The following is a 14984-nucleotide window of genomic DNA, read 5'->3' on the forward strand; positions in this document are numbered from 1 at the left end:
GGCGGTGAGAAAGGCGAAGGCCCGAACACCGCATTGCGTGGGTTCGGGCCTGTGGTGGCACAAAGATCAGTCGGCGCGGTAGTTGGGCGCTTCTTTGGTGATTTGCACGTCGTGCACGTGGCTCTCGCGAATGCCGGCCGTGGTGATCTCGACGAACTCGGCCCTGTCGTTCATCTCCGGGATCGATGCGCAACCGCAGTAGCCCATGGCAGCGCGCACGCCCCCGGCCATCTGGAACACGATGGACACCATCGAGCCCTTGTAGGGCACGCGGCCTTCGATGCCTTCAGGCACCAGCTTGTCCGCATTCGGATTGCCCGTGGTGGCTTCCTGGAAGTAGCGGTCGGCCGAGCCCTGCTGCATGGCACCGATCGATCCCATTCCGCGGTAGCTCTTGTAGCTGCGGCCCTGGTACAGGATGACCTCGCCCGGGGCCTCTTCGGTGCCGGCAAACATGCCACCCATCATGATGGTCGAGGCGCCGGCGGCCAGTGCCTTGGCGATGTCGCCCGAGAAGCGGATGCCGCCGTCGGCAATCAGCGGCACGCCCGTGCCCTTGAGCGCGGTGGCCACGTTGTCGATGGCCATGATCTGCGGTACGCCGACGCCGGCCACGATGCGCGTGGTGCAAATGGAGCCCGGGCCAATGCCCACTTTGACGGCATCGGCACCGGCCTCGACCAGCGCCAGCGCTGCGGCGCCCGTGGCAATGTTGCCACCCACCACATCGACCTGCGGGTAGTTCTGCTTGACCCAGCGCACGCGCTCGATCACGCCGTGGCTGTGGCCATGGGCGGTGTCCACCACGATGGCATCGACACCGGCCTTGACCAGCAGCTCCACGCGCTCTTCCGTGCCGGCGCCCACGCCCACAGCGGCGCCCACGCGCAGGCGGCCCGAGGCGTCGCGCGCGGCGTTGGGAAAGGTGGTTTGCTTGTTGATGTCCTTGACGGTGATCAGGCCCTTGAGTTCAAAGGCGTCGTTCACGACCAGGATGCGTTCGAGCTTGTGCTTGTTGAGCAGCGCCTTGGCCTCGGCTGGCGTGGTGCCGTCCTTTTCGTTGACGGTGATGAGCTTTTCGCGCGGCGTCATGATGCGGCTGACCTTGACGTCGTAGCGCGTCTCGAACCGCAGGTCGCGGCTGGTCACGATGCCGACCACCTTGCCGCCATCGCAGACCGGAAAGCCCGAGATGCCGAGGTTTTCGGACAGCTCCAGCACCTGCAGCACGGTGTGCTCGGGGGTGATGACCACGGGGTCGTTCACCACACCCGACTCGTGGCGCTTGACCTTGGCCACCTCGGCGGCCTGCTCTTGCGCGGTGAGGTTCTTGTGGATGATGCCGATGCCGCCCTCTTGCGCAATAGCGATCGCCAGGCGCGCTTCGGTGACGGTGTCCATGGCAGCGGACACCAAAGGCAAATTCAGGGTGATGTTGCGGGAAAACCGTGTCGCAAGAGAAGTGTCCTTGGGCAGGACCTGGGAGTACGCTGGCACCAACAACACATCGTCGAAGGTCAGCGCTTTTCCAAGAAGGCGCATGAGAAAGCTCCAAAAAAAGGATTGTACCCGCCGCAACACTTCCTGCTGGTGCCGCGGGCAAAGCTACACTCGCGCCCATGAAAATGCCCAAACTTTTTCTGCTTGCACTGGCCTGCACCTGGTCGGTGGGCGCCGTGGCGCAGTGGCAGTGGATCGACAAGGACGGCCGCAAGGTCTTCAGCGACCGCGCACCCCCGCCCGACATCCCGGCCAAAAGCGTTCTGAAGCAGCCTGCGGGCACACCTGCGCCGGCACTTGCCGCAGCCGAGCCGGCGGCGGCTTCTGCACTCGCTCCCCGCGATGCGGCACGCGCCCCAGGCAAGGACAAGGAACTCGAAGAGAAGAAAATCCAGGCCGAGGCAGCCGAAGCCGCCAAAAAGAAGGCAGAGGAAGACAAGCTTGCGGCCCTGCGCGCCGACAACTGCAGCCGCGCAAAACAGGCCAAGGCCACTTTTGACTCCGGCAAGCTTCTGCGCCAGACCAATGCCCAGGGCGAGCTGGTGTTTCTGGACGAGGCAGGGCGGGCCGCAGAAACCCGGCGCATCGAGGGCATCATCGCGTCGGACTGCAAGCGCTAGGCGCCATCGCGGCAGCGGGCGTGCCCCCGTCCTCAGTAGCCCGACTTTCCGCCCGGCCTCTGGCGCGCAAAAAGGCCTGTGCTGCGGGCACCCTGGCGTGCGAAGCGCTCACGCCGTGCCACCTTGGGGTCGACCGTCAGCGGGCGGTACAGCTCCACACGGTCCTGGTCGCGCAGCACCTGCGCCGGGTCCACCACCCGTCCCCAGACCCCGCACAGGGGCACGGGCACAAACAGCTCAGGCGCGGTGTCGGCCAAACCGCTGGCCGCCAGGGCGTCGGCCACCGTAGCGCCTTGCGGCAAGAACCCCGTCCACTCGACGGCAGATCCCGGTCCCACCGAAGCCACCACGGTGACGCACATCTGTCCGGCGGGTGCCGAAGCAGGCTCAGCCATAAACTTTCTCGGCGCGCTTGACGAAGGCGTCGACCATGGTGCCGGCGATGCGGTCAAACACCGGCCCGACCAGCCTGGCCAGCGTCGCATTGTCAAAACCGTAGTTGAGCTGCAGTTCGACCCGGCAGGCCCGCTGGCTGCCATCGCCCACGCCATGGAAGTGCCAGTCGCCATCGAGCCGCGAAAACGGACCCTTCACCAGGTGCATCTGCACACGCCGTCCCGGCTCGTGCGTATTGCGCGTCACGAAGGTCTGGCGGATGCCGCTGATGGCGATGCCGACCTCGGCCAGCATGCCGCCCGCGTCCTCTTCCAACACCCGTGCATGGTCGCACCAGGGCAGAAACTGCGGGTACTGCTCGACCCCCGTCACCAGGGAAAACATCTCTTCGGGGCTGTACCAGATCAATACGGACTTGCTTACGGTTTTCATGTCAATGCGCAGAGCGAGAGGCCAGGGCATGCAAAGCGGCTGCGCTGGCCAGAGAAACTAGAATCGCGGATGCGCGACGCCTGCAATTGTAGGGAGGCCTTTTACCTCCCGGCTGGCACCGCACTTATTCCTGATGGCCAAGAAACCCCAAACCTCCTCCCGCATTGCCGACAACAAGAAAGCGGCCTACAACTACTTCTTCGAAGAACGCCACGAAGCTGGCATGGTGCTGGAGGGGTGGGAAGTCAAGGCGCTGCGTGAAGGCAAGGTGCAGCTGACCGATGGCTATGTGGTGATACGCAATGGCGAGCTGTTTCTGATCGGCTGCCAGATCAACCCGCTCAAGACCGCTTCCACCCACGTCAACCCCGACGCGGTGCGCACCAAGAAACTCTTGCTGCACAAGGAGCAGATCAAGCACCTGATCATCAAGGTGGAGCAAAAGGGCTACACCCTGGTGCCCCTGAACCTGCACTGGAAGGATGGCCGCGTGAAATGCGAAATCGCGCTGGCCAAGGGCAAGGCCGAGCACGACAAGCGCGACACCATCAAGGACCGCGAAGGCAAGCGCGAAGTGGAGCGCGCCATGAAAAGCCGCCACCGCTAATTTTGGGGCGCTCGGGCGGCGTGCCATGGAATAAAGCGCTTTGCAAAGGTGTTTGTCCAGATGCATGGGGGCTTTTCCCCATGCCTGCACTTTTGTTGGAGTGATCCATGAAAAAACTCTCATCCCTGCTCGTCTTCGCGGCACTGGCCACGGGTTATTCCGCGGCCCAGGCCCAGCTCCAGACCATGAACGGTGTGCTGGTCGGACCCAACGGCATGACCCTTTACACCCTGGACCGCGACACGGCCGGCAAATCGACCTGCAATGGCCCTTGCGCGACCAACTGGCCGCCGCTCACGTCACTGCCCACGCCCGGTGGCGCCGACTACGGCATGATCCAGCGCGATGACGGAACGCCACAGGTGACCTACAAGGGCAAGCCGCTCTATTACTGGTCCAAGGATGGCAAGGCCGGCGACATGACGGGCGACGGCATGAACCAAGTCTGGCACGCTGCCAAACCCTGACGCGGACCGGCATGAACCGTGCCCAGGTTGCCGAGCACCTGCCGGGGCTGCGCCGCTATGCGCGCGTGCTCACGGGAGACGCCTGGGCCGCCGACGACCTGGTGCAGGACACGCTCGAGCGCGCCTGCCGCAAGTGGCTGCTGTGGCGCACCGGCAGTGACCTGCGTGCCTGGCTGTTCACGCTGATGCACCACCTCTACCTCAACCAGCGGCGCGCCCAGGCGCCCCACATCGCCGTGGCACTGGAAGACGTGCAGGACAGCCTGCAGGCCCCCGCCGAGGGGCGCGACGAGGCCATCGACCTGGAGCGCTGCCTGCAGCGCCTGCCGCCCGAGCAGCGCGCCGTGCTGTTGCTGGTCACGCTGGAAGACATGGCCTACGAAGACGCTGCCCGGGTGCTGGCGATCCCGGTGGGCACCGTGATGTCGCGGCTGTCGCGCGCCCGGGCGCGGCTGCGCGAACTCATGGCAACGCAGGCCAGTGAACCGCCGCACGCAGCGCCTTTTCTGCACCGCCTCAAGTAAACACCGCAACCATGCAAGTCCCCCGCCCTACCTCCTCTTTCGACGAGCAAGATCTGCACGCCTATGCGGACGGACGAATGGCCCCCGCCGAGGCCGCGGCACTGAGCGCCCGGCTGGCGCAGGCCCCGCAGGCCCACGCCCAGGCCGGCGACTGGCAGCGCCAGCGCCAGCAGCTGCGTGCCCTGCGCCTTGAGCTGTTGGGTGCACCCGTGCCCGGCGCGCTACAGGCCCTCGCAGCCCAGGTCGATCACGCCGCAGCGCGGCAAAGCCAATGGTGGCGCTGGGGTGGCATGGCGGCCTCGGTCTTGCTTGCGTTTGCGCTGGGCTGGCTCGGCCGCAGCGCCTGGCCGCCGGGCGCCCAAGGCACGCTGGCCAGCGCACCGGCACCGATCCAGGGCTTCGCGCACCAGGCCGCGCTGGCCTACGCCGTGTACCAGCCCGAACAACGCCACCCCGTCGAAGTGGCCGCAGACCAGCAAGCGCATCTGGTGCAATGGCTATCCAAACGGCTGGAGCGCCCGCTCAAGCTGCCGGTGCTGAGCGCCGAGGGCTATGAGCTGGTCGGCGGGCGCCTGCTGCCCGGTGACGCGGGGGCCCGTGCGCAGTTCATGTACCAGGACCGCACGGGCCAGCGCATCACCCTCTACCTGGGCGCCGTGCCGGGAACGGCACCGACAGCCTTTCGCTTCACGGACGAAGGGCCCGTTCCGGGCTTTTACTGGACCGAGCAGGGCTTTGGCTACGCGCTGAGCGGGCCGCTGCCACGCGCCGCGCTACTGCAGTTGGCGAGGGCCGTGCACCGGCAACTGTGATGGACCGCGGCGCAGGCGGGCGCCGTTGCGCTATGGCCGGTCAGCGCAGCGCCGCCAGCGGGTGCGCATGGGCAGGCCAGGGGCTGTCGAAAAACGATGCCACCAGCGCAGGCTGCACCTCTTCGATGCGCGCCGGATTCCACCGCGGCGCGTGGTCCTTGTCCACCGCCAAAGCGCGGATGCCTTCCACCGTTTCACTCGCGCCAGGGCGCAGGTAGAAGCAGTGGCGCACCATGTCGCGCTCCATGCGCAGGTCATCGGCCAGGCCCATGCCACGGGCGCGGCGCACCTGCTCGCGCACCACGTGCAACATCAGCGGCGAGCGCTTGCGCAGCGTGGCCGCCGTGGCGCGCGCCCAATCGCTGTCCGCGGCTTCGAGCGCGGCCACGATGGCGGCCACGCTGTCCAGAGAAAAATATTGATCAATTTGACCTCTAACGCTTGCTGTGTCTGCGCTGACAGCTACCAATTGAGAAGCAGCAAAGGCCTTCACTGCCGCGCCATCGGCAAACGCCTGCGTGCCCAGCGCATCCCACAGCGGCGCCTGCTGGTCGACGGCCAGGCAGCCATCGGCCAGGCCGAAGGCGATGGCATCGCCGGCGCCAATGGCGTCGCCGGTGAGCGCCAGCCACTCGCCGACGTGCCCCGGGCAGCGCGAGAGGAAATAGCCGCCGCCGACATCGGGAAACAGGCCAATCGCCGTCTCGGGCATGGCCATCTTGGTGCGCTCGGTGACGATGCGCAGCGCAGCGCCCTGGCTGATGCCCATGCCGCCACCCATGACGATGCCGTCCATGAACGCGATGTAGGGCTTCCGGTAGTTGTGGATCAGGTGGTTGAGCGCGTACTCCTCGCTGAAGAAGTCCTCGATCTGCGGGTTGCCCTGGCTGCCCGCCTGGTGCAGGAAGCGGATGTCCCCGCCGGCGCAGAAAGCACCGAACGGGCCCTCCTTGTTGCTGCCGCGGATCGCCACCGCCAGCACGGACGCGTCGTCCTGCCAGGCCAGCAGCGCCGCCATCAGGTCACGCACCATGCCCAGCGACAGCGCATTGAGCGCGCGCGGGCGGTTGAGCGTGATGAAACCCACCTGGCCGCGCACCTCGGTCACGACTTCAGCCACCATCTGCGTCATTGATCATTCCTTTGTCAAAAATTCATCGGGTAACCCGGCATTGTCGCGCGCGGGCGGCACGCAGTGCGATACCGCACGCGACAGCGGCGCGCGCAGGCAAAAAAAAGCCACCGCAGTGCGGTGGCTAGGGGGCCAGACCTTGGCGGTCCGGGCCGGCGCTATCAGCGGCCAGCGCGCTTGCGCTCGCCTTCCGTGAGGAAGCGCTTGCGCAGGCGGATCGACTTGGGCGTGATTTCGACCAGCTCGTCGTCTTCCACGAACTCGACGCCATATTCCAGCGTCAGGTCGATCGGTGGCGTGATCTTGATGGCGTCTTCCTTGCCCGAGACACGGAAGTTCGTCAGCTGCTTGGTGCGCGTGGCGTTGACGATCAGGTCGTTGTCGCGGCTGTGGATGCCGACGATCATGCCTTCGTAGACTGGGTCGTTGGCGCGCACGAACATGCGGCCGCGGTCGTCGAGCTTGCCCAGGGCATAGGTGAAGATTTCACCGTCGTCCATGGAAATCAGCACGCCGTTCTTCCGGCCCGCGATTTCGCCCTTGTACGGCTCGTAGCTGTCGAAGATGTTCGAGATCAGGCCGGAACCACGCGTCAGGTTCAGGAACTCGTTGGTGAAGCCGATCAGGCCACGCGCCGGAATGCGGTACTCCAGGCGCACACGGCCGCGGCCATCGGGCTCCATGTTCACCAGCTCGCCCTTGCGCTCGCCCAGGGCCTGCATCACGCCGCCTTGGTGCTGCTCTTCGATGTCGGCGGTCACCAGTTCGATGGGCTCGCATTTTTCCCCGTCGATCTCGCGGAACACCACGCGCGGCTTGGACACCGCCAGTTCGTAGCCTTCGCGGCGCATTTCTTCGAGCAAGATGGTCAGGTGCAGTTCGCCCCGGCCCATGACTTCAAAGATACCGTCTTCGTCGGTTTCCTTGACACGCAGCGCTACGTTGCTGCGCAGTTCGCGCTGCAGGCGATCCCAGATCTGGCGGCTGGTGACGAACTTGCCTTCGCGACCGGCCAGGGGGCTGGTGTTCACGCAGAAGTTCATGGTCAGGGTCGGCTCGTCGATCTTGAGCATGGGCAGCGGAGCCGGGTTTTGCGGATCGGTCACGGTCACGCCCATGCCCAGTTCGGCAATGCCGTTGATCAGCACGATGTCGCTCGGGCCGGCTTCCTGCACTTGCACGCGGTCAATGCCCTGGAACTGCAGCACCTGGTTGATGCGGCCTTTGAACGACTTGCCGTCCGGGCCTTCCATGACCAGCACGTCCATGTTGGGCTTGATGGTGCCCGCCGTGATGCGGCCCACGCCAATGCGGCCGACAAAAGTCGAATAGTCCAGCGCCGAAATCTGCAGTTGCAGCGGTGCACTGGGATCGCCCTTGACCACAGGCACGTGGCTCAGGATGGTGTTGAACAGCGCCGACATGTCAGAGCCCCACTGTTCGCCGGGCGCACCTTCGGTGAGCGAGCTCCAGCCATTGATGCCCGAGGCATACACGACGGGGAAGTCCAGCTGTTCATCGGTCGCGCCCAGCTTGTCAAACAAGTCAAACGCGGCATTGACCACGTAATCAGGACGCGCACCGGGCTTGTCCACCTTGTTCACCACCAAAATCGGCTTCAGACCCAGGGCCAGCGCCTTCTTGGTCACGAAACGCGTTTGCGGCATAGGGCCTTCTTGCGCGTCGATCAGCAGCACCACGCCATCGACCATGGACAGCGCGCGCTCCACTTCACCGCCAAAGTCGGCGTGGCCGGGGGTGTCGAGAATGTTGATGTGCGTGCCTTCCCAGCTCACGGCGCAGTTCTTGGCCAGGATGGTGATGCCGCGCTCGCGTTCGATGGCGTTGTTGTCCATCACGGTGTCGACCACTTTTTCGTGGGTGGCAAAGGTGCCAGACTGGCGCAGCAGCTGGTCGACCATCGTGGTCTTGCCATGGTCAACGTGGGCGATGATGGCGATATTGCGGATTTGTTTGCTCATGGTGTTTCCAAAATGCCGGCGGCAACGGTGGCCGGCGTACTTTCCAGGATTTGTTGAATTTCGATCGGGCTCAGCAGACGGTCCGGAATCAGTTCGCCGGCCGCCGTGTGGGCCACGCCCAGCAAGGCGCGCGGCGCATCGCCGAACACGGCCACCGCCGGGGCGTCAGGCCAGCTGCCGCGTCGGCGCAGACCCGACAGGAAGCGGCCTGCATCTTCGCCCCCCAGCGTGACATGGCGATGGCCGGCCAGCAGCGCCTCGGGGGACAGCAGGCAGGCCAGGCGCTCGGCCTCGTCCATGGCCTCGAAGTCGGCGAGCGTGACGCAGCGCTCGATGCCGAGGCCCCCGGTGTCAATGCGGCGCAAAAAGGTCAGGTGGGCGCCACAGCCGAGTGCCGCTCCGATGTCTTCGCCGAGCGTGCGGATATAGGTGCCTTTGCTGCATGTAACTATTATTTTGATAGCTGGCTGCGCTTGCCCATCAAGCGCTAGAGCCACATTCAATGCATGAATCTCGACGTCGCGCGCGGCGCGCTCGACCTCGACGCCTGCACGCGCGTATTCGTACAAGGCCTTGCCGTCTTTCTTGAGCGCGCTGTACATCGGCGGAACCTGCCGGATCGGGCCGGTGAACTGGCGCTGCACCTGTGCCAGGCGCTCGGGCGCCAGCATGGCCGCATCGACCGCGCACTCGCGCAGCACCTCGCCCTCGGCGTCGCCCGTCGTCGTCGTCACGCCTAGCCGGGCGATGGCTTCATAGGTCTTGGGGGCATCGAGCTGCAGCTGGCTGAACTTGGTCGCGGCGCCAAAGCACAGCGGCAAGACGCCGGTGGCCAGCGGGTCGAGCGTGCCGGTGTGCCCGGCCTTTTCGGCGCGCAGCAGCCACTTGGCCTTTTGCAGAGCATCGTTGCTGGACCATCCCAGCGGCTTGTCGAGCAGCAACACCCCATGCACAGGGCGCCGCTGCACCCGGGTGCGGGGCGCGTTCATGGACTACTCTTCCTTGGAACGCGACGCCACGGCCTGCGCGATGAGCGCATTCATGTCGGCCGCACGCTCGGTGGTGCGGTCGAACACGAAGTGCAGCGTTGGCACTGTGTGGATGTGCAGGCGCTTGAACAGGCCGTTGCGCAGGAAGCCTGCTGCCTGGTTCAAGGCGTCCTGCGTCTGCTGCGGGTCCCCCGTGAGCAGGCTGAAGAACACCTTGGCATGGGCGTAGTCGGGCGTGACCTCGACGGCCTGCAGCGTCACCATGCCCACGCGCGGGTCTTTCAACTCGCGCGCGATCAGCTCCGTCAGATCGCGCTGGATCTGGTCGGCCACCTTGAAGGCGCGGTTGGGCGTGGAAGACTTTTTGGCTGCCATGGCTTAGAGGGTCCGCGCGATTTCCTTGATCTCGAAGAACTCCAACTGGTCATTTTCCTTGATGTCGTTGTAGTTCTTGAGCTTGATACCGCACTCGAAGCCTTCCTTGACCTCGCGCACGTCGTCCTTGAGGCGCTTGAGCGAGTCGATCTCTCCGGTGTAGACGACCACGTTGTCGCGCAGCAAGCGGAACTTGGCATTGCGCGTGACATGGCCCGAGGTGATGTAGCTGCCGGCAATGGTGCCGATCTTGGTCGCCACGAACACGGTGCGGATCTCGGCCGTGCCGATGACTTCCTCGCGCTGCTCGGGAGCGAGCATGCCGGACATCGCCACCTTCAGCTCGTCCACGGCGTCGTAGATGATGCTGTAGTAGTGCAGGTCGACATCGTTGTTCTCGGCCAGCTTGCGCGCACCGGCATCGGCGCGCACGTTGAAGCCGATGACGATGGCCTTGGAGGCGATCGCCAGGTTGATGTCGGACTCGCTGATGCCGCCCACGCCGGCGTACACCAGCTGCACCTTGACCTCGTCGGTCGAGAGCTTGAGCAGCGACTGCGACAGCGCTTCCTGTGAGCCCTGCACGTCGGCCTTGACGATGATGGGCAGGTGCTTGACCTCGCCCGCCGTCATGTCGGCAAACATGTTCTCGAGCTTGGCCGCCTGCTGGCGTGCCAGCTTGGTGTTGCGGAACTTGCCGGCACGGTAGGTCGCGATTTCGCGCGCACGGCGCTCGTCGGACAGCACCATGAACTCGTCGCCGGCCTGCGGCACTTCGGTGAGGCCCTGGATTTCCACCGGGATCGATGGACCGGCCGTCTTGGTGACCTTGCCGTTTTCATCCAGCATGGCGCGCACGCGGCCAAAGGTCTGGCCGGCCAGCACCACGTCGCCCACCTTGAGCGTGCCGGACTGCACCAGCACCGTGGCGACCGGGCCGCGGCCCTTGTCGAGCTGGGCTTCGATGACCAGGCCCTTGGCCATGGAGTCGACCGGCGCCTTGAGTTCCAGCACTTCAGCCTGCAGCAGCACCTGCTCGAGCAGGGTGTCGATGCCAGCGCCCGTCTTGGACGACACCGGAACGAAGGGCGAGTCGCCGCCGTATTCCTCGGGCACCACCTCTTCGACCACCAGCTCCTGCTTGACGCGGTCGGGGTTGGCCTCGGGCTTGTCGGACTTGGTGATGGCGACCACGATGGGCACACCCGCCGCCTTGGCGTGCTTGATGGCTTCCTTGGTCTGCGGCATCACGCCGTCGTCGGCCGCCACCACCAGGATGACGATGTCGGTGGCCTGCGCGCCCCGGGCACGCATGGCCGTGAAGGCTTCGTGGCCGGGGGTGTCGAGGAACGACACCATGCCGCGCGGCGTTTTGACGTGGTAGGCGCCAATGTGCTGCGTGATGCCGCCGGCTTCGCCCGGCGCCACCTTGGCGCGGCGGATGTAGTCCAGCAGCGAGGTCTTGCCGTGGTCGACGTGGCCCATGACGGTGACGACAGGAGCGCGCGGCAGAAACTCGACGTCTTGCTGCGCGGTTTCGTGCTGGGCAAAGGCCTCAGGATCGTCCAGCGCAGCGACCAGCGCCTTGTGGCCCATTTCTTCCACGACGATCATCGCGGTGTCCTGGTCCAACGGCTGGTTGATGGTGACCATCTGGCCCATCTTCATGAGCGCCTTGATGACTTCGGATGCCTTGATAGACATCTTGTGTGCGAGCTCAGACACCGTGATGGTTTCGGGCACGTGCACTTCGATGATGCGCGCCTCCACCGGAGCCTGGTGCATGGAGAGCGAGCCGCCCCGATCGCGGTCGTTGCCACGGCGGCCACCGCCACCGCGGGGTCCGCCGCGCCAGGCGCTGCTGCGGTTGGCACCACCACCGGTGTCGCCACGGGTTGGAATGCCCTTTTTCTTGGCCGGATCGCCCGCCCAGCTCGACGAGAGCTTGGCCGACTTGACTTCCTTGCCTGCGCCAGCGGCGGGCGCCGCAGCGGTGCCGGTGCGCGCGCCCGGGGTCACGGCAGGCTTGTGCAGCGTACCCTTCTTGGCGTCGCCGGTGACCGCGCGCGGCACGGGTTTGGGCTCTTCGGGCTTCTTGGCAACCATGACCTTCTTGGGCGTCGCCATCATGGTGCGGATGGCAGCCGCCTCGGCCAGGGCCTTGCGGCGGCGCTCTTCGAGGTCGGACGCACGTGCGGCCTCTTCCTGCGCACGGGCGCGGGATTCGGCTTCGGCCTTCTCGCGGGCCTCGGCCTGCGCGGCGGCGCGGGCGGCGGCTTCCGCAGCCTGCTCGCGGCTGGCTTCCTGCTTGACCGCAGAAGCCTGGGCCTTTTTCTCGGCTTCCTGGGCAGCGTAGGCAGCAGCGCGCTCAGCGGCTTCGCGTTCGCGGCGTTCGCGGTCTTCGCGCTCGCTGCGCTGCTCGGCCAGTTCAGTTTCCTGGCGGCTGATCAGCTCGGCCTGGCGGCGCGCTTCTTCCTCGCGGCGGGCCAGCTCCTTGTTCTCCGCCGCATGCGCCGCTTCCTGTGCCTGCACGGAATCGGCAGCGTCGTCGTCCCCCACGGGAGCGTCAGCGCCGTCGTCACGTTTGACGAAGGTGCGCTTCTTGCGCACTTCCACCTGGATAGTGCGCGCCTTGCCCGAGGCATCGGCCTGCTTGATCTCGCTGGTGGACTTCTTCACCAGCGTGATTTTCTTGCGATCCCCGGACCCGCCGCCATGGCTGGCCTGCAGGTGCGCAAGCAGTTTTTGCTTGTCAGACTCGGTCAACGGATCGGACGAGGCAGCCTTGACCACTCCGGCAGACTTGAGCTGTTCGAGCAGGATTTCGGGGGTTTTTTTGAGTTCACTAGCGAACTCGGCGACAGTAATACTGGACATATGTGGTTCGTACCTCCCTGACCTTACTCTTGCCCTGCTGCGAACCAATGTTCGCGCGCCTTCAAAATCAAGGCGGTGGCATCTTCTGCGGACTGGCCGGTCAGGTCGGTCAGCTCATCAATGGCCAAATCGGCCAGATCATCACGCGTGTGCACGCCACCTTCGGCGAGCTTGGCAATCAGTTCGGGCGTGACGCCCTCGAGATCGCGCAGATCCTGCGAAACGCTTTCGACGCTGTCTTCGCGGGCGATTTCCATGGTCAGCAGCACGTCCTTGGCACGGGCGCGCAACTCGTTCACGGTGTCCTCGTCGAAGCTCTCGATGTCCAGCATTTCCTGCAACGGCACGTAGGCCACCTCTTCGAGGCTTTCGAAGCCCTCGGCAATCAGGATGTCGGCAATTTCCTGGTCCACGTCGAGCTTTTCCATGAACAGGCGGCGTGCCGTATCGGTCTCGTCGGCCTGCTTCTGGGCCGACTCGGCGGCATCCATGATGTTGATTTTCCACCCCGTAAGGTCGGAAGCCAGGCGCACGTTCTGCCCGCCACGGCCAATGGCGATGGCCAGGTTCTCTTCGTCCACGACCACGTCCATGGCGTGCTTTTCTTCATCCACGACGATGGAGGACACATTCGCCGGCGCCAGCGCACCGATCACGAACTGCGCCGGGTCCTCGGACCACAGCACGATGTCCACGCGCTCGCCGGCCAGCTCGGTGGTGACGGCGTTGACACGCGTGCCGCGCACACCCACACAGGTGCCGATGGGGTCGACGCGGCGGTCGTGCGAAAGCACGGCAATCTTGGCGCGGCTGCCCGGGTCGCGCGCGCAGCTCTTGATCTCGAGCAGGCCCTGTTCGATCTCGGGCACCTCGTGGCGGAACAGCTCGACCATGAACTCGGGCGCCGAGCGCGACAGGATGATGGGCGCGCCGCGCAGCGTCAGGTCCACGTCCATGATCATGGCGCGAACCCGGTCGCCGTTGCGCAGGTTTTCCTTGGGAATCATCTCGCTGCGGCGCAGGCGGCCTTCGACGCGGCCCGACTCGACGATCAGGTCGCCCTTGTCCATGCGCTTGACGGTGCCGGTGAAGATCCTTTCGCCGCGCGACATGAAGTCGTTGAGCAGCATCTCGCGCTCGGCATCGCGGATTTTCTGCAGGATGACCTGCTTGGCCGCCATGGCGCCGATGCGGCCGATCGGCACGGACTCGATGGCTTCTTCGATGTATTCGCCGACTTCGATGTCGGCAATGCGCTCGCGCGCATCCATCAGCAGCTCTTCGGCTTCGGGGTTCTGCAGGCCGGCATCGTCCGGCACCACCAGCCAGCGGCGGAAGGTTTCGTAATTTCCACTGTCACGGTCGACGGACACGCGAATGTCGACCTCGCCCTGGTACAGCTTCTTGGTGGCTTGCGCCAAAGCCAGCTCCACAGCGCCCAGCACCACATCGCGCTCAACGTTCTTTTCGCGTGAAATGGCATCTACCAACATCAACAATTCGCGATTCATGCGACGACTCTCCTGTTTCTATCATCCGGCGGCCGCGGCCCTGCGGCCCCAGCCCACCACAACATCCAGCAGCTCAATCCGGCAATGGCTCGGACTTTGCCCCCCGCCCCTTGAAATCAACGATTGGCGCCAGCCGCGCCTCCCGCAGCTCGCCGAGCACGAAGCCCAGCACCTGCAGGGGGGCTGGCACCCGCTTCTTGCTCACTCTTTGACCAGGTTTGGGCGCTGGCTCGTCGCTCCAGACGATTTGCCAACCACCGGCTTCGGCACGCTCGAGCGTGCCTCGAAATTTCTTGCGGTTCGCGCTGACCTGACCGGCAGCGGCAACCCCCATGGGCGCCTTGAGCGCGAGATCGATCACCGAGCCCTCAAAACGCACAAAATCCTGCTCGTGGCGCAAAGGCCGATCAATCCCGGGCGAAGACACCTCCAGCCGCTTGTAGTCGACGCCGTCGACTTCGAGCGCAAACTGCAGCTGGCGCGTGACTTTCTCGCAGTCTTCCACGGTCACGTACTGCTCGGGCACTGCGCCCGCGCCCTCGGCAGGCGCCTGCCACGGCCAATCGATGGTGATGCGCAGCAGGCCACCGGCGGAGCGCTCAATCTCCACCAGGTCATAACCCAGTCCTGTCACGGTTTGCTCAACGATTTGCTGCAGTGCCACGTGTATCTATTCAATCCCGGAAATACAAAAAACCCGATAACCCCTGAGGCTTCGAGCTCCAAAAGCAAACGACCAAAAAAAACGGGCGGTGGGTAC

The 14984-nt window shown here is 65.1% G+C and carries 15 protein-coding genes; 5 read left to right on the top strand and 10 right to left on the bottom strand.

What is annotated here, in order from left to right; all coding sequences use genetic code 11:
- Positions 1–66 precede the first annotated feature (66 nt).
- A complete protein-coding gene (gene guaB, locus B2J86_RS07605) occupies positions 67–1542 on the bottom strand; it encodes an IMP dehydrogenase (protein ID WP_173025124.1) in 1476 nt (491 codons plus the stop codon).
- A gap of 77 nt (positions 1543–1619) precedes the next feature.
- Between guaB and B2J86_RS07610 the strand changes: the two genes are divergently transcribed.
- Positions 1620–2120: a DUF4124 domain-containing protein gene (locus B2J86_RS07610; protein ID WP_169167369.1), complete on the top strand. Its 501-nt coding sequence runs from the start codon at positions 1620–1622 to the stop codon at positions 2118–2120.
- A 32-nt stretch (positions 2121–2152) separates the two neighbouring features.
- On the opposite strand, the gene B2J86_RS07615 is transcribed toward B2J86_RS07610, so the two are convergent.
- Both B2J86_RS07615 and B2J86_RS07620 read right to left on the bottom strand, forming a co-directional pair.
- Positions 2153–2515: an RnfH family protein gene (locus B2J86_RS07615; protein WP_173025125.1), complete on the bottom strand. Its 363-nt coding sequence runs from the start codon at positions 2513–2515 to the stop codon at positions 2153–2155.
- Positions 2508–2948 (bottom strand): type II toxin-antitoxin system RatA family toxin, encoded by a 441-nt coding sequence (locus tag B2J86_RS07620; RefSeq protein WP_169167371.1) that lies wholly within the window; start codon positions 2946–2948, stop codon positions 2508–2510. The genes B2J86_RS07615 and B2J86_RS07620 overlap by 8 nt, the downstream gene beginning before the upstream one ends.
- A 133-nt stretch (positions 2949–3081) precedes the next feature.
- On the opposite strand from B2J86_RS07620, the gene smpB reads away from it, so the two are divergent.
- The 4 genes from smpB to B2J86_RS07640 all read left to right on the top strand — a co-directional run bounded on the left by smpB (position 3082) and on the right by B2J86_RS07640 (position 5358).
- On the top strand, positions 3082–3555 hold the full coding sequence (smpB, locus tag B2J86_RS07625; protein WP_169167372.1) for an SsrA-binding protein SmpB: 474 nt from the start codon (positions 3082–3084) through the stop codon (positions 3553–3555).
- Positions 3556–3662: 107 nt separating this feature from the next.
- Positions 3663–4022: a hypothetical protein gene (locus B2J86_RS07630; RefSeq protein WP_169167373.1), complete on the top strand. Its 360-nt coding sequence runs from the start codon at positions 3663–3665 to the stop codon at positions 4020–4022.
- An 11-nt stretch (positions 4023–4033) separates the two neighbouring features.
- Complete coding sequence (locus B2J86_RS07635; RefSeq protein ID WP_169167374.1) at positions 4034–4546, top strand: sigma-70 family RNA polymerase sigma factor; 513 nt, start codon at positions 4034–4036, stop codon at positions 4544–4546.
- An 11-nt stretch (positions 4547–4557) separates the two neighbouring features.
- Positions 4558–5358, top strand: a complete 801-nt coding sequence (locus tag B2J86_RS07640; protein ID WP_169167375.1) for an anti-sigma factor — start codon at positions 4558–4560, stop codon at positions 5356–5358.
- A 40-nt stretch (positions 5359–5398) separates the two neighbouring features.
- Here the strand turns inward: B2J86_RS07640 and B2J86_RS07645 are convergent, their stop codons facing one another.
- From B2J86_RS07645 to rimP, 7 genes are all read right to left on the bottom strand, one after another.
- On the bottom strand, positions 5399–6490 hold the full coding sequence (locus tag B2J86_RS07645; protein WP_173025126.1) for an enoyl-CoA hydratase/isomerase family protein: 1092 nt from the start codon (positions 6488–6490) through the stop codon (positions 5399–5401).
- A 161-nt stretch (positions 6491–6651) separates the two neighbouring features.
- The gene (typA, locus tag B2J86_RS07650) at positions 6652–8472 is read right to left on the bottom strand and encodes a translational GTPase TypA (protein WP_173025127.1); all 1821 of its coding nucleotides are present in this window, start codon (positions 8470–8472) and stop codon (positions 6652–6654) included.
- Positions 8469–9461: a tRNA pseudouridine(55) synthase TruB gene (gene truB, locus B2J86_RS07655; protein WP_173025128.1), complete on the bottom strand. Its 993-nt coding sequence runs from the start codon at positions 9459–9461 to the stop codon at positions 8469–8471. Before truB ends, typA begins: the two co-directional genes overlap by 4 nt.
- A 3-nt stretch (positions 9462–9464) precedes the next feature.
- A complete protein-coding gene (gene rbfA, locus B2J86_RS07660) occupies positions 9465–9836 on the bottom strand; it encodes a 30S ribosome-binding factor RbfA (protein WP_169167379.1) in 372 nt (123 codons plus the stop codon).
- Between the two features lie 3 nt (positions 9837–9839).
- Positions 9840–12713 carry a translation initiation factor IF-2 gene (infB, locus tag B2J86_RS07665; protein ID WP_169167380.1) on the bottom strand — a complete coding sequence of 958 codons (2874 nt, stop codon included), beginning with the start codon at positions 12711–12713 and terminating at the stop codon, positions 9840–9842.
- Between the two features lie 23 nt (positions 12714–12736).
- Positions 12737–14224 carry a transcription termination factor NusA gene (nusA, locus tag B2J86_RS07670; protein WP_169167381.1) on the bottom strand — a complete coding sequence of 496 codons (1488 nt, stop codon included), beginning with the start codon at positions 14222–14224 and terminating at the stop codon, positions 12737–12739.
- Positions 14225–14297: 73 nt separating this feature from the next.
- Positions 14298–14888 carry a ribosome maturation factor RimP gene (gene rimP, locus B2J86_RS07675; RefSeq protein ID WP_169167382.1) on the bottom strand — a complete coding sequence of 197 codons (591 nt, stop codon included), beginning with the start codon at positions 14886–14888 and terminating at the stop codon, positions 14298–14300.
- Positions 14889–14984: the final 96 nt, after the last annotated feature.

The sequence above is a fragment of the Acidovorax sp. SRB_14 genome, assembly GCF_012932145.1.
Taxonomy (GTDB): Bacteria; Pseudomonadota; Gammaproteobacteria; order Burkholderiales; family Burkholderiaceae_C; genus Simplicispira.